We start from the raw sequence: 14,396 nt of genomic DNA on the forward strand, positions 1-14,396 counted from the left end.
GCCCGGGGCCTACCGGCCGGCGGCCGGGCCGGGCAGCGGCCTGCCCTCGCACGAGGCGTCCTCGGCCGGCATCCGGCCGTCGACGAGGAAGCCCTCGACGTACGCGTCCACGCAGGGGTTGTGCGACTGGTAGACGCCGTGGTCGCCGCCGCCGACCGTGATCAGCCGGGAGCCCGCCGTCCCGCGGTGGGCCCGCAGCGCGCCCTCGTAGTACGTGGCCGGGTCGTGCAGCGAGTTGAGCATCATCATCGGCGGCAGCCCCCGCCCGGTGACCTGCACCCGGGGCGCCCGGGAGCGCGGCCAGGAGGCGCAGACCGACGCGAAGGTCAGCTCCCGGGCCCCGGCCATGGGGTAGGCGCGGCTGTCGGCCCCGCTCCGGTTCACCCAGTAGGCGCTGTCGTGGTTCCAGGGGGTGTCCTGGCAGATCACGGAGAAGAAGTCGGCCGCGAACGGGGCCCCCAGCGGGTGCCTCAGCTTCTCGGCGAGGGCCTTGCGGGCGGCCGGCGCAGCCGTGTCCGGGTGCTGCAGGACGCCGAGCACCATCGCCAGGTCGGGGAAGCGGTCGCCGCTGTAGACGATGGACGTCGCGGCGGCGTCCAGGTGGTTGGGGGTGACCAGGGTCCCCTCCAGGTCCAGCGGGTGCTCGCCGAGCGCGCCGCGCAGCCGCTCGTACGCCGCCTTGGCCTCCTCCGGGGTCCGGCCCTGGTGGTAGGTCGCGTCGTTCGCGGCGAGCCAGGGCAGGAAGTCCTGCTCGAACCGGCGCTGGAAGCTCATCGGCTGGCCGGTCAGGAACTCCTGCCAGCTGCCGGTGAAGCCGATGTTGCTGTCGAGCACCACGCGGTCGACCCGGCGCGGGAACTCGGTGGCGTAGTAGGCGCCGAGGAAGGTGGCGTAGGACGGGCCGTAGTAGGACACCTTCGACTCGCCCAGCAGCGACCGGAACAGGTCCATGTCGTGGACGGCCTGGTCGGTGGTGATGTACGGGAGCAGCCCGCCCGACTGCCGCTCGCAGTCCCGTACGAAGCCCCGCGCGCGGTCCACGGTGGCCTGCACGGCCTGCGGCGACCGGTCGCGCAGGTCACCGCTGGTGAACAGGGCGTCCACGGTGTCCTGGTCGGAGCAGACCACCTGCGTGCTGGCGCCCACCCCGCGCTGGTCGAAGCCCACGATGTCGTACGCCGCCGCCAGCTTGGGCGAGTACGCCGCGAGGCCCGCCGGCCGGCCCAGGCCCGAGGCGCCCGGCCCGCCGGCCGCCATCATCAGCACGCCGCGGCGCGCGGCCGGATCCGCGGCCCGGTGCCGCGACACCGCGACGGTCAGGTCCGCGCCCGTGCCGGGGTGGTACCAGTCGCGCGGCACCGTCATGGAGGCGCACTCCAGGGCGCCGGACTGGCAGGGCTGCCAGTCGAGCCGCTGCTGCGCGTACCGGGCCGGCGCCGCGGGCGCGGCGTCCTTCGTCGTGGCGGCGCTCGCCGCAGCCGCGGGCAGGGCGGCGAGGGCGAGCAGCCCGCACGCGGCGGCCGTGGCCCAGCGCGCGGGCTTCTTGAAGAGGTGCATGTGGGTGGTTCCCCCCGGTCGGAGCGGTGCGGTACCCCCCGATCCTCCGCGAACACGGCCCCCCGGACGATCCTCCTGCTGCCCGTATCCGGGGTGGTGCTGGTACCACCCCCGCCCTCCTGCGCCGTACCGGACTAGGAGACGAACTCCTCGTCCCCGTAGTGGACTTCGGCCTTGTTCCAGTCCACCCCGAGCCCGGCCGCGAACCGCTGCGCGAGCGGCAGGTCGGCGACCGGTGCGATCAGGATCAGCCGGCCCCCGAGGGTGACGGAGCCGCCGCCGAGCCGCTCGCGGGCCTCGGGGTCGGCGGCCAGTGCCTCGCGCAGGCGGGTGGGGCTGACGCCCGAGGCCCGGACCTCGACCGCGTCGGTCTGCGGAGACGTGCGCGACAGGCAGCGGAAGGTCAGCACCGACTCCTGGTGGTACTGCTTGGCGATGACACCGGCGATGTGGTGCAGCCCCTCCCGGTCCACCCGGTCCACGTCGAACTCGCGCGACCGCTCGTAGGTGGTCTGCTTCTGCTCCTCGGACCAGAACACCCCGTCCAGCAGGGTCGAACGCGCCGTCAGGGCTCCGTTGGCGTGGACGATCCCGCGCACCTCGCGGTCGAAGCGGGTCAGCCGCGTCTTCAGCCGGGGGTCGGCCGGATCCGTGATGACGGCGGTGTTGTCCGTGGCGAAGACCTCCCCGTCCGGGCAGGCCGCGGCCGCCGCCGCGGACGGCGCCGGGCTCGCCTGGGCGGTGCCCGCCCCCGCCGGCCCCAGCACCAGCACCCCGGCGACGACCAGCACACGCAACCGCTTCATGCTCAACTCCCTGCGTTCGGGCCCCTGCAGCCCCGCTCCGGGGCCGCGGCGGCCCCATCCTAGGAGCGGGACGGGCCGGTTCGTTCCCCACTACGGCATATGGCGGACATCGGGCGGTCCGTGCGCCTGCGCCCGGCCCGCCGGAAGGCGCACGTGAGAGGGACCGCCCCGGGGGGTATGGCTCACCCCCGGGAGGGGGAGTCGTGGAAGCTGGCGCAAGCAACGCGGTCCGGGCCCTGGCCCTCCTCGGTTTTGCCGCGGTCCTGGCCCTCGCCGGATGGCTGGTCTGGCTCCTGCCCGGACCCCAGCTGGTGGCCGTCCTGGGCCTGCGGCCCGTGGACGGCACCCTGGCGGTGTCCGAGTGCCACGACGCCTCCGACGCGGAGGGCTACCCGGGAGGAACCGAGTGCAGGGGCCTCTACACCCCGCGCGGCACCGGAGGTCCGCGGCGCGAGGTCGTCCTGGACGGCGCCGCCGCACGGCACGGCCCGGGCAGCGCCGTGCCGGTACGGATCGCCCGGGGCACGGCGTACGAACCGTCCGGATCCGCGGTCGGGCACGCCACCGCCGTCACCGGTTTCCTCCTCGTCCCCTTCCTCGCCCTCGCCTCCTGGCTGCTCGCCTGCGCCCGCCGGGGGAGGGCCGCGAACGCGGCGCCACACCTGCTCGGGGCGCTGGCCGGGCTGGTCGCCGCGTTCGTGCTCAGCGTGGCGGCCGCCCTGCTCGCCGCCCTCGCCACGGCCCTCCTGTGACCCCGGCCGGACGTGGGCCGGTCACACCGCGACCGCCTCGACGACCGACGGCAGCGCGGGCGTCGGCAGGATCCGGTGCAGCCGGAACCCCGCGCGCGCCAGCAGCTCCTCGAACTCCGCGGCGGTGCGCTCGCGCCCCTCGACGACCATCAGCATCACGATGTCCAGCTCCACGGCCGGGTGCGGAACACCGCCCCCGGGCAGTACGGCGTCCACCACCAGCAGCCGGGCCCCCGGGGCGGCCGCGCGCCGGACCGAGCCGAGGACGCGCAGCGCGGCCTCGTCGTCCCAGTCGTGCAGGATGTGCTTGAGCAGGTAGAAGTCCCCGCCGGGCGGCACGGCCTCGAAGAAGTCCCCGCCCTCCGTGCGCCACCGGCCGGCCAGCGCGGGCTCGTCCAGCAGGTGCCCGGCCACGGTGGCGGGCCGGTCGAAGAGCACGCCCTCCAGGGCGGGTCCCCGGCGCAGCACGGCCCGCAGCAGCCCGCCCCGGCCACCGCCCACGTCGACCACCCGCGCACCGTCGGGGAACGGGTAGCTGCGGGCGACCAGTTCGTCCTCCTGCCCGGAGAACGACGCCATCCCCGCGTCGAAGACGGCGCGGTCCTGAGGGGACTCGTGCAGGTGCTCGAAGAAGGGGCCTCCGTACGCCAGCTCGAAGGGTGACCGCCCGTCACCCAGGGCCCGCGGCAGTTCGGCGGCGGACCCCGCGATCATCGGATCAGTGATCATCAGCACCCCGGCGTGCTGCGAGTGCGCCACGTCCGTCCGCAGCGGCTGTCCGGCGGGCTCCAGCCGGAACCGGCCCCGCGCGTCCTCGTGGAAGAGGCCCCGGACCGCGAGCAGCCGCAGGACGCGGCGCAGCGCGGCGGCGTCGGTACCGGTGAGGCCGGCGAGCTCGACGGGCGTGCGCGGGCCGTCCGCGAGGTGGTCGGCGATCCGGTGGACGGCCACGGCCCGCAGGGCCGCGGAGTGGACGTGGCCGAACATCACGTCGTGCAGCACCGCCGGCGCGGACGCGGCCGGCGGGCGATCGGGGGAGAGGGGGGAGGGGGAATCGCCGGGGCCGGTCACGGGCGCGCTCCTGTCGTCTCAGGGGGTACCGCTCCGCCATGGTGACCGCGCGGGACCCCCGTCCGGGGGGTTTCCGGCGCGGTCGCCCGCCGTCAAGTCGAGTTCAGGGCAGACCCGGACGGGGGAGCGGCACCGTCGGCTCCCCGCACGCACCTGCGAGCCCTTCGCACCTGGTCACGGCGCGTACGACGGCCGTGGCCGCAAGGCGTTCCCTGTGCCACGGTGGACCCATGGAGGGCAACCGGAGCACCGACGGCACCCACCCCCACGACGACCGCCACCCGCAGGACGGCACCCGCGGGCACGACCCCCGCCGCCCCCGCGACCGCCGCCCCGACGACCGCCACCCGCACGGCGCCGACGCGGACGGCCATCCGCACGCGGGCCGCCCGCCCGGCCACCACGGCAGCGGTCACGCCCACCACGGGGACCACCACGGCAGCGGCCCGGCGGCCCGGCTGCGCCACCGCCTCGGGCACCTGCTCACCCCCCACCGCCACGAGGCCGCCGACAAGGTCGACGCGGTGATGGAGGCCTCCCGCGAGGGCATGCGCACCCTGTGGACCTCCCTCGCCGTCCTGGGCGCGACCGCGGTCGTCCAGGCCCTGATCGCCGCCCTGTCCGGTTCCGTGGCCCTGCTCGGCGACACCGTCCACAACGCCGCCGACGCCCTGACCGCCGTACCGCTGGGCCTCGCCTTCCTCCTCGGCCGGCGGGCCGCGAACCGCCGCTACACCTACGGCTACGGGCGCGCCGAGGACCTCGCGGGCGTGTGCGTCGTGGCCGTCATCGCCGCGTCCGCGGCCCTCGCCGCGCTGGCGGCGGTGGAGCGGCTCCTGGAGCCCCGGGAGGTCACCCACCTGTGGGCCGTCGCCGCGGCGGCGGTCACCGGGTTCGCCGGCAACGAATGGGTCGCCCGCCACCGCATCCGCACCGGCCGCAGGATCGGCTCCGCGGCCCTGGTCGCCGACGGCCTGCACGCCCGCACCGACGGGTTCACCTCCCTGGCCGTCCTGTTGGGCGCGGCTGGCTCCGCGCTCGGCCGGCCCGCCGCCGACCCCGTCGTCGGCCTGCTGATCACGCTCCCCGTCCTGCTGGTCCTCGGGAGCGCCGCCCGCGAGGTCTGCCGCCGCCTGATGGACTCCGTGGACCCCGCCCTCGTCGACACCGCCGAGCGCGCGCTGCGCGGGGTGGAGGGGGTCCTGGACGTCGGTCAGCTGCGCATGCGCTGGATCGGCCACGCCCTGCGCGCCGAGGCCGACATCGTGGTCGGCCCGCACCTGACGGTCGTCCAGGCACACGGGCTGGCGGTGGCGGCGGAGGGAGCCCTGATCCGTGCGCTCCCCCGGATGGCCGCCGCGACCGTCCACACCGACCACGCCGGCGCCCACCCCGGACGGGCCCCGGTCAGCCGCTGACCGGGGCCCGCTCGGCACGCGCCACCAGGGCGGCGATCAGCGAGGCGATCCGCGGCCACAGCTCCCGGGGGAGGTCGTGCCCCATGCCCTCGAAGACGGCGAGTTCGGCGCCCGGTACGGCCGCGGCCGTGGCCCGCCCGCCGCTGACGTCGCACACCGGGTCCGCGGCGCCGTGGATCACCAGCGCGGGCACCCGTACCGTGTCCAGCCGGGCCGTCCGGTCGCCCGAGGCGAGCGAGGCGACGGCCTGGCGGCCGACGCCGAGGGGGTCGTAGTCGCGGTCGAAGGCGCGGGCGGCGCGCTCGCGCAGCGCGGCCTCGTCGCAGGCGAACGCGGGCGAGCCCATGACCCGTACCGCCCGGACCGTCCGCTCGATGACCTCCTCGCGGCTCGTGGGCGGCGGCCCCGCGAGCACCCCCAGCACCCCGGGGTCCGGACGCCCGACGCCGGGGGCGCCGGTCGTGGACATCAGGGAGGTCAGCGACCGGACCCGGCCGGGGTGTTCGATCGCCATCGTCTGCCCGATCGCCCCGCCCAGCGACATGCCGACGACGTGGGCGCCCGCCAGGCCCAGCGCGTCCAGCAGGCCCACCGTGTCGGCCGCCATGTCGGACAGGTCGTAGGAAGCCGACGACAGGTCGCCTCGATGGGCCGCCGGCACGTCGGGCAGCGGCGCGTCGTGGAAGTGCGAGGACAGGCCGCAGTCCCGGTTGTCGAACCGGATCACCTGCAGTCCGCGCCCGGTCAGCTCGGCGCAGAACCCGTCGGGCCAGCCGTGCATCTGGAGGGCGAGGCCCATCACCAGCAGCACGGGGGGCGCCTGCGGGTCGCCGAAGCGCTCGTAGGCGACCTCGATGCCCGACGGGCCGACGTCCACGGCCCTCTGCTCGCTCACCGCTGTCATGCACCGGTTGTACACGCCGCGGGTGCCGCAGGGGCCGCTCCGGCGCCGCGTGTCCCGGCCCGTCGCCGGAGGCGTCGCGCCGCTCCCACGGGCTGGCGACCCCCTCGCGGGACCGCCCCGACCGGGGTGCGAGACTGCCGGTGCGTGGACGCGGGATGCGAGAGGCGGGCGGGGCATGCGGGTGGGGGCGGGGCGCCGGGCCCTGGTGGTACTGGCCATGGCGACGGCGACGGCCTGCGGGGGCCCCTTCCAGGACCTGGGCCCGCTGCCGGAGCGGTACTCGGGCCCGCCGCTGGGCGCGGAGCAGGCGGTCGCCGACCTGACGGCGGCCATGGCCGAGGAGGGGGTCGCGGTGCGCCGGGCGCCCCGGGACACGAGCCCGATCGAGTGCCACGAGGTGCTGGCGGCCGAGTACCCCGCGGCGGGCGCCGACGCGGCGCTGCGGGCCGGCTTCGCACGGGCCCGCAGCGGACACGGCTGGCAGGAGGCGCAACAGCACCCGGACGGCGTGCTCAGCCTCCGCAAGGCCGACTGGACGGCGAGCACCCGGCTCACCGGCCCCGCCGCGGCCGGGGCGCCCACCGCGCAGATCGTGATCACCCTGCTCTGCGACGGCGCCCGCTCCAGGCCGCACCCCTCCCTGACCCCTCCGACGGTCTTCCCGACCGACGGCTGAACCCTCCCGCCGTCCCGCCCGGGCGGGACGGGCCCGGGACTCCGGTGACCCCCTACGCCTCCGGCGGAGCGTCCTGATCGGGTCCGTACCGCAGGCGGCCCAGGGCCGTCATGGGCCGGTCGTGCGCCGCGACCGGGGCCGGCAGCACGGTGGAACCGGTCAGGTAGCGGTCCACCGCCGAGGCCGCCGAGCGGCCCTCCGCGATCGCCCACACCACGAGCGACTGCCCCCGCCCCGCGTCCCCGGCGACGAACACGCCCGGGGCCCGGCCGACGGCGGCGAAGTGCGCGTCCCGCGCGAAGTTGCCGCGCCCGTCGTACTCCAGCCCCAGCTGCTCGCGCAGGCCGCCGGCCCGCTCGGGGCCGGAGAAGCCCAGCGCGAGCAGGACCAGCCCGGCCTCGATCACCTGCTCGCTGCCCGCCAGGGGCCGGCGCTCCCCGGGCTCCACGGCGGTCAGCCGCAGCGCCCGCACCCGGCCGAGGGCGTCGCCCTCGAAACACAGCGTGGCGCTGGAGAACAGCCGGGGGTCGCGTCCCGCGCGGCCGCGGGCCTCCTCGTGCGCGTGGGAGATCCGGTACACCTTCGGGTGCACCGGCCAGGGCTCGCCCTCGGCGCGGTCGGGCCCCGGTTCGGGGTTGATGTCCAGCTGGACCACCGACAGCGCGCCCTGCCGCAGGGCCGTGCCCAGGCAGTCCGAGCCCGTGTCGCCGCCGCCGACGACGACCACGTGGGCGCCGTCGGCCGTCACCGGCGACACCGGGAACTCGCCCTCGCACACCCGGTTGGCGCAGGTGAGATAGTCCATGGCCTGGTGGATCCCGCCGAGCGAGCGCCCCGGGACGGGCAGCTCCCGGCGCTCCCCGGCGCCGACCGCCACGACCAGGGCGTCATAGCGGCCGCGCAGCCCGTCCGCCGGTTCCGCGCCGCCGACGTCCGAGCCCGTGACGAACGAGGTGCCCTCGCCCCGCATCTGCTCGATCCGGCGGTCGAGGTGCGACTTCTCCATCTTGAACTCGGGGATCCCGTAGCGGAGCAGGCCCCCGATCCGGTCGGCCCGCTCGTGGACGACGACCCGGTACCCCGCCCGGGTCAGCTGCTGGGCCGCGGCGAGCCCCGCGGGGCCGGAGCCGATCACGCCCACGGACCTCCCGCCGCGCCGCTCCGGCGGGCGCGGGGCCATCCAGCCGCGCCGCCGCCCCTCGTCCGCGATGGTCTGCTCGACGTTCTTGATGGTCACCGGATCGGCGTTGATCGCCAGGACGCATGCGTCCTCGCAGGGCGCCGGACAGAGCCGGCCGGTGAACTCGGGGAAGTTGTTCGTCGCGTGCAGCCGCTCGTAGGCGCCGCGCCAGTCGGAGCGGGCGGCGTAGGCGTTCCACTCCGGTATCAGGTTCCCCAGCGGGCAGCCGGTGTGGCAGAACGGGACACCGCAGTCCATGCAGCGGTCGGCCTGCTCGCGGACGAGCGGGAGCAGCGCCTGTCCCGCGTACACCTCGCGCCAGTCCCCGAGCCGCTCCTCGACGGGCCGCGGCGGCACCGCCCTGCGGGGGATCCTGAGGAAGCCGAAAGGATCGGTCACGCGCCGCCTCCCTGGCCCGGGTGCGAGAGGGTGAGAGGCGCGGTACGGCGCGCCGGGAGCGCGCCGTATGCCACCTTTCCCCCAGATTACGCCGCCCGGGCGAACCGGCACCCGGTCCCGGCGGCCCGCCCCGGGCGGGCGGGCCTCAGTAGCCCCAGCGCGGCTGTCCGCCGTCCTGGCGGCAGGAGATCAGGCGGCCGTTCGCGGCGTGCGTGATGCGGCCCACGTCGGCCTTGCGGCAGTACTGGCCGGCGCTGTAGCAGTTGCCGGCGTTCGAGACGATCTCGCAGGAGGCCTTCGCGGGCTCCTCCGCCGCCCGCGTCGTCGGCTGCGGGGCGGGCCGGGAGGCGGCCCGCGTGGGGGCGGCGGCCTCGGAGGGGGCCTTCGCGTCGGGGACGGCGCCGGTGGCCGAGGGGCTCGGCGGCGCCGACGCGGTCGCCGACGGGGAGGGCGTCGGCGTGGGGGAGGCCGTCGGCGACGGCGCGGCCGTCGTCGGCGCCGCCGAGGACGCGGGCGGCACGGCCGGCCCGCCCGCGCCCCCGGCGGGCCCGCACGCGACGGCGACCCCCGCCGCCACCAGACCGACGAGCGCGAGCCGTATCCGGCCCGCCCACTGCCCGCCCGTGCGGCCGTTCCCGATGGCCCCGCCCCTGTCCGCGCCGTACATCCGTACCCCCATCACGAGTCGATCCTCTGGAACCGGTCAAAGGAGCAACAGCATAGGAACGCACGTCCGGTCGTCCCGGGGCCTTCACCCCATCGTGACCATCGGCGCCGCGGCCGGCGGCTACCGGTCCGTCAGGAGCGCCGACGACGAGGCGTCGCGCTGGTGCGGGACCGGCGCGGAGAGGACCGTGCGCGGGTCCTCCTCCGGGCGGAAGGAGACCGTGCGCGTGGGAGCGGGGATGGAGATGCCCTCCTCGCGGAAGCGCTGGTGCAGGCGCTTGATGAACTCGTGCTTGATCCGGTACTGGTCGCTGAACTCGCCCACGCCCAGGATCACGGTGAAGTTGATCCGGGAGTCCCCGAAGGTGTGGAAGCGGACCTTGCCCTCGTGGTCGGGGACCCCGCCCGTGATGTCGGCCATCACGGTGTCCACCACTTCCAGCGTCACCCGCTCCACGTGCTCGAGGTCGCTCTCGTACCCGACCCCCGCCTGGACCAGGAGCGACAGCTTCTGCTCGGGCTGGGTGAAGTTGGTCATGTTCGTCCGGGCCAGCCGCCCGTTGGGGATGATGACCAGGTTGTTCGACAGGTTGCGCACCACGCTGTTGCGCCAGTTGATGTCGACGACGTAGCCCTCCTCACCGCTGCTGAGCCGGATGTAGTCACCCGGCTGCACGGTCTTCGAGGCGAGGATGTGCACCCCCGCGAAGAGGTTGGCCAGGGTGTCCTGGAGCGCCAGCGCGACCGCCAGACCGCCGACGCCCAGGGCCGTGACCAGCGGTGCGATGGACACCCCGACGGTCTCCAGCGCGACCAGCACGCCCATCGTGAGGACCACGATCCGCGTGATGTTCACGAAGATGGTCGCGGACGCGGCCACCCCGGTCCGGGACTGGGCCACGGACTGGACCAGCCCCGCGATGACCCGGGCCGCCGTGAACGTGGCGAAGATGATGAGCAGGGCGGTCAGCGACTGGTTGACGATGTTCCCGACCCGCGCCGTGAGGGGCAGCGCCGTCGCCGCCACCGCCGCGCCCGCGATGACCGCCGCCCACGGGGCGAGGGTCCGCAGGGCGTCGACGATGATGTCGTCGCCGGTCCACTTGGTCCGCTCCGCGTGCTTGGCGAGCCACTTCAGCAGGGCGCGCAGGAGCAGCCCGGCCGCTCCGCCCGAGGCCAGCGCGATCGCGGCCACCACCCAGTCGTGCACCACGAGGTCCCGGGTCAACGCACGGCCTCCGCTCGCGCGAGGGCCGGCCGCCGTATGTGTCGTGTCGTCACCATGTCACCTGTCAGGTCGCGTTGTGCGGGCGCTCGTTCGAGCGGACGTACATATTCCGAACGGAGTGTCATCCTGCCCCATGCGCCCCCGGGCCCCGCAGCGGGGCCGGGGGAGCGGACGCCCCGCCACCCCCGGGGAGCCGCCCGTACCCCCGCGGGGCAGTTGCTCCGGCCCGGCGAACTCCTCACCTGCCCGGCCCACACCCCCGGCCCCGCCGGACCACCCGCCCCCGCCGGGGCCGGTGGGATGTGCAGTCATGAACCTCCACGCGCACAAGGAGACCGGCCGCTCCCGGGCACGCACCCGGGTCCTGCTCGCCTCCCTCGCCGCCGCGGCGGCCCTCACCGGCCACCTGGTCGCGACGGCTCCGGCCGCGACCGCGGCCGGCCCCGAGCCCTCGGACCGGAACCCGGCACCGGCCTCCCCGGGCGGACCGCGGACCCCGGCCGAGCAGCAGCCCCCGGCCGGCGACCGGGGCCGCGACCCGGGCCCGGACCGCGACCGGGACGACGACCGGGGCCGCGAGCAGGACAAGGGCGAGCACCCGCAGAAGAAGAAGCCGGCGCCGGTGGCGCACGGACTGCGGCAGTTCACCTCCGACAACACCTTCACCCCGCCGGCCGGCGTCACCTCCGTGTTCGTCCAGGCCTGGGGCGCGGGCGGCGGGGGCGGGGGCGGCGGCGGGGCCTCCACCTCCCACGCGGGCGGCCGGGGCGGGGGCGGGGGCGCCGGCGGATTCACCTGGTGCACCCTCCGGGTCGTCCCGCTCACCGACTACGGCGTGGACGTCGGCGGCGCGGGAGCGGCGGGCGCCCGGGGTGCCACCGGCGGGGCGGGCGGCGCCTCGACCCTGGTCGCCTCGGCCACCAACACCCTGCTCCTCGCCGCCACCGGCGGGACCGGCGGCGGCGCCGGCGGGAACGGCACGGCGGACGCCGACGGCGCCCGGGGCACCCCGGGGACCGGCGGCAACGGCTCGTGCTCCACGGGCGGGGTGAACCTTCCCGGCGGCGACGGCACGGCGGCCGACGGAGGCACCGCCCCCGACGGCATCGTCGGCCGTCCCGCGGGCACCGCGGACGGTGGTGACGGCGGCGAGGGAGGCACCCCCGTCGCCCCGGGCACGGCCGGAGGGCCGGGCGGCGCCGGCTACGTCGTCATCTGGTGGTAGCCGGCTGAACCGCCCGCTCCCGCCGGCCCCGGCCCCGGGAGCGGGCGGTGGCCCTCCCCCCTTCCCGGCCCGGCGGTCGCGGCGGCGCCGCCACGGCCGCGGGCGGTGGTCGCCCCTGCCGAGGTGCCGCCCGGCCGGGGGGAGGGGGCGGCCACCCCGCGACCGTGGCAGCGCCGCCGCGACCGCCGCGGTACGGGCGCCGCCACGGTCGCGGGCGGCCGCGCACCGCCGGGCGGCGCGCCCGTGGCAGCCGGGTGACGTGCGCACGGACGCGCGCGCGGTCCCGGCCGGTGCGGTCCGCCCGCCCGTACAGTCCGCTGGGAACCTCAGCCTCCGGCGCCGGGGGCGCGCACCGGCAAGGGAGACCGCCGTGACCTCGAACGACCAGGCCCACTTCCCCACGGATCCGGCCCGTCCGCACGACGGGCAGCCCGCCGGCCGTGCCTCGATGCACGTGTTCGTGCTCTCCGGGTCCTCCCGTACCGGCTCGGTCAACGCCCGTCTGGCGGCGCTCGTCGCCGGCCTGGTGGTGCGCTCGGGGGCCACCGCCGAGCCCGCGCTGCTCGGGGACTTCCCGATGCCGCTGTACGACGGGGACGTCGAGGCCGACGACGGCATGCCCCCGGGAGCCCTGGCGCTGCGCGAGCGGATCGAGGCGGCGCAGGCCGTCGTCATCGCCTCGCCCGAGTACAACGCCTCCGTCCCCGGACCGGTCAAGAACGCCATCGACTGGGTCTCGCGGGGCCGGCCGCAGCCCTTCAAGGACAAGCAGGTCCTGCTGGTCTCCGCCTCCCCGTCCATGGTGGGCGGCAACCGCGGTCTGTGGGCCCTGCGCGTCCCGCTGGAACACCTCGGCGCACGGGTCTACCCCGACATGTTCAGCCTCGCGGCGGCCCACCAGGAGTTCACCGAGGACGGCGCCCTCGCCGACCGGGGCCTCGGGGAACGGCTGGCGTCGACCGTCGGCTCCTTCCTGGACCTCGCCGAGGCCGACACCCGCTACCTGTGCCTGCAGCGCCGCTGGTACGAGTTCCTCGGCGACCGGACCGACGCACCGCTCACCGGCCGCGCCCAGGACTGAGCCGCCCCGCGCCCGTCCGCCGACGCACGCCCCGCCTCCACCCGGACGCGGGGCGTGCGCTGTTGTACGGGGGGCGCGCGCCGGGGCGGATGCGACGCTTCCCGAAGATTTCCGACGCCGGTCTGCACGATCGGGCCCCTTTTCCGATGGGGTGGTGTTGGGGGGAGCCTGTCGCTCCACGGCTGCCGGACACGGGGGCAGGCGGCCGCCACTCACCAGCCACTGGGAAGGTTCCACGCCGACGTGAACGCTGAACGGACCGCCGCCCTCGTACTGATAGACGCCACCGCGGTCCGCTCCCACCCGAGAGCGGGCCTCACGACCGATGCGACCAGGGTGCGCAGGCACCCGCGGCCACCCACCGCCCGCACGGGCGGCGACGAACAACGGTGGGGGAACACATGAGTGAGGGCGAGTTCGATCCATCGGGGGACCAGACGGTCTCCAGCGAACTGGTGGGCGTGCTCCCGGTGGACTTCACCGCGTTCCACTCCCAGCAGCACCGCGCGTACCTGCGCTACGCCCACCTGCAACTGGGCAACGCCAAGGACGCCGAGGAAGTCGTCGACGACGTGTTCACCTTCCTGCTGAAGGTGTGGCGCCAGGCGCTCAAGGAAGCGAGCCTCCACGGCTTCGCGTGGGCGGTGCTGCGCGAACACGTGGAACGGCGCCTGGCGGCCCTCGGGCGCCAGGTCGCCATGGTGGAGACGGCATGGTTCTCGGCCCTGCGCCGCTCCTCCAGGGAGCGGCTCGAACTGCTGGAGTCGAAGCTCGGCCTGTACGCGGCGATCGCCGAACTGTCCGAGCGGCAGTACGACGTGGTGCTGCTGGCGTTCCTGCTGGGCAACGACTCCGACACGGTCGCCCGGATGATGGGGATCTCCCCCGCGACCGTCCGGTCGCACGTCCGCGGCGCACGCCGAACCCTGTCCCGCAAGCTCGGGGTGGACTGGATCCCCGGAGAGGAGAAGGACCAGTGAGCGACATGCCCGCTGACCGTGACATGCCGCTGCGCGAACTGGACGCGGCCCTGGAGGACGCGGCGGTGCTCGCCGAGGAGTACGCCGGCTACGACGAGGGGGCCGCCCGGCGCCGCGTCGCCCGGCGCATCGCCGCCGACCGTGCCCGCTCGGCGCTCGGCACCCCCGCGGAGGCGGACGCGGCCCGCAGGCAGGAGGCCGCGGCGGCCGCCTGGGACGACCTGGTGCTGGACGCCGCCTGCCACGTGCGGGCCGCGCGCTGCCTGGACGACCTGACCTGGTCCCTGGCCGAGAGCCGGGACTTCGCGGAGCTCGCCCTGCACGCCCGGTCCTGGCCCCACGGCGTGGACTCGGCCCTGCTGTTCGGCTGCCTGCTGCACCTGACGGACCGGCTGGAGGCCGCGCAGTTCTGGTTCCAGTACGCCGCCGGCGCGGGATCGCGCACCGCCGCCC

General features: G+C 76.2%; 13 protein-coding genes. 6 read left to right on the forward strand and 7 right to left on the reverse strand.

The genetic code is table 11. The features are described from left to right. Positions 1 to 9 precede the first annotated feature (9 nt). Both AB0469_RS30835 and AB0469_RS30840 read right to left on the reverse strand, forming a co-directional pair. Entirely contained in the window at positions 10 to 1,557 is a 1,548-nt protein-coding gene (locus AB0469_RS30835) for an alpha/beta hydrolase (protein ID WP_366454743.1), read from the reverse strand. 134 nt (positions 1,558 to 1,691) lie between these two features. Then, a complete protein-coding gene (locus AB0469_RS30840; RefSeq protein ID WP_366454744.1) occupies positions 1,692 to 2,363 on the reverse strand; it encodes a hypothetical protein in 672 nt (223 codons plus the stop codon). A gap of 203 nt (positions 2,364 to 2,566) precedes the next feature. On the opposite strand from AB0469_RS30840, the gene AB0469_RS30845 reads away from it, so the two are divergent. Then, on the forward strand, positions 2,567 to 3,115 hold the full coding sequence (locus tag AB0469_RS30845) for a hypothetical protein (protein WP_366454745.1): 549 nt from the start codon (positions 2,567 to 2,569) through the stop codon (positions 3,113 to 3,115). A gap of 21 nt (positions 3,116 to 3,136) precedes the next feature. Here the strand turns inward: AB0469_RS30845 and AB0469_RS30850 are convergent, their stop codons facing one another. Beyond that, positions 3,137 to 4,186, reverse strand: a complete 1,050-nt coding sequence (locus tag AB0469_RS30850; protein ID WP_366454746.1) for a methyltransferase — start codon at positions 4,184 to 4,186, stop codon at positions 3,137 to 3,139. A gap of 230 nt (positions 4,187 to 4,416) precedes the next feature. Between AB0469_RS30850 and AB0469_RS30855 the strand changes: the two genes are divergently transcribed. Next, complete coding sequence (locus AB0469_RS30855; protein WP_366454747.1) at positions 4,417 to 5,604, forward strand: cation diffusion facilitator family transporter; 1,188 nt, start codon at positions 4,417 to 4,419, stop codon at positions 5,602 to 5,604. On the opposite strand, the gene AB0469_RS30860 is transcribed toward AB0469_RS30855, so the two are convergent. Continuing rightward, complete coding sequence (locus AB0469_RS30860) at positions 5,594 to 6,508, reverse strand: alpha/beta hydrolase (protein ID WP_366454748.1); 915 nt, start codon at positions 6,506 to 6,508, stop codon at positions 5,594 to 5,596. The two genes, AB0469_RS30855 and AB0469_RS30860, sit on opposite strands and share 11 nt — an antisense overlap. A gap of 217 nt (positions 6,509 to 6,725) precedes the next feature. Between AB0469_RS30860 and AB0469_RS30865 the strand changes: the two genes are divergently transcribed. Continuing rightward, entirely contained in the window at positions 6,726 to 7,184 is a 459-nt protein-coding gene (locus AB0469_RS30865; protein WP_366454749.1) for a hypothetical protein, read from the forward strand. A 52-nt stretch (positions 7,185 to 7,236) separates the two neighbouring features. On the opposite strand, the gene AB0469_RS30870 is transcribed toward AB0469_RS30865, so the two are convergent. The 3 genes from AB0469_RS30870 to AB0469_RS30880 form a co-directional block, all read right to left on the reverse strand. Next, positions 7,237 to 8,763, reverse strand: coding sequence for a glutamate synthase subunit beta (locus tag AB0469_RS30870; protein ID WP_366454750.1), 1,527 nt, complete (start codon positions 8,761 to 8,763; stop codon positions 7,237 to 7,239). A gap of 145 nt (positions 8,764 to 8,908) precedes the next feature. Then, the gene (locus AB0469_RS30875; protein ID WP_366454751.1) at positions 8,909 to 9,445 is read right to left on the reverse strand and encodes a hypothetical protein; all 537 of its coding nucleotides are present in this window, start codon (positions 9,443 to 9,445) and stop codon (positions 8,909 to 8,911) included. A 105-nt stretch (positions 9,446 to 9,550) separates the two neighbouring features. Next, positions 9,551 to 10,657, reverse strand: coding sequence for a mechanosensitive ion channel family protein (locus AB0469_RS30880; protein WP_366454752.1), 1,107 nt, complete (start codon positions 10,655 to 10,657; stop codon positions 9,551 to 9,553). A gap of 310 nt (positions 10,658 to 10,967) precedes the next feature. Here AB0469_RS30880 and AB0469_RS30885 point away from each other — a divergent pair, with 310 nt between their 5' ends. The 3 genes from AB0469_RS30885 (at position 10,968) to AB0469_RS30895 (ending at position 13,943) form a co-directional block, all read left to right on the forward strand. Beyond that, positions 10,968 to 11,882, forward strand: a complete 915-nt coding sequence (locus tag AB0469_RS30885; RefSeq protein WP_366454753.1) for a hypothetical protein — start codon at positions 10,968 to 10,970, stop codon at positions 11,880 to 11,882. Positions 11,883 to 12,330: 448 nt separating this feature from the next. Next, complete coding sequence (locus AB0469_RS30890; RefSeq protein WP_366454790.1) at positions 12,331 to 12,963, forward strand: NAD(P)H-dependent oxidoreductase; 633 nt, start codon at positions 12,331 to 12,333, stop codon at positions 12,961 to 12,963. A 401-nt stretch (positions 12,964 to 13,364) separates the two neighbouring features. Next, the gene (locus tag AB0469_RS30895; RefSeq protein ID WP_366454754.1) at positions 13,365 to 13,943 is read left to right on the forward strand and encodes a sigma-70 family RNA polymerase sigma factor; all 579 of its coding nucleotides are present in this window, start codon (positions 13,365 to 13,367) and stop codon (positions 13,941 to 13,943) included. Positions 13,944 to 14,396 lie beyond the last annotated feature (453 nt).

The organism is Streptomyces sp. NPDC093801 (genome assembly GCF_040701585.1).
Lineage (GTDB): Bacteria > Actinomycetota > Actinomycetes > Streptomycetales > Streptomycetaceae > Streptomyces.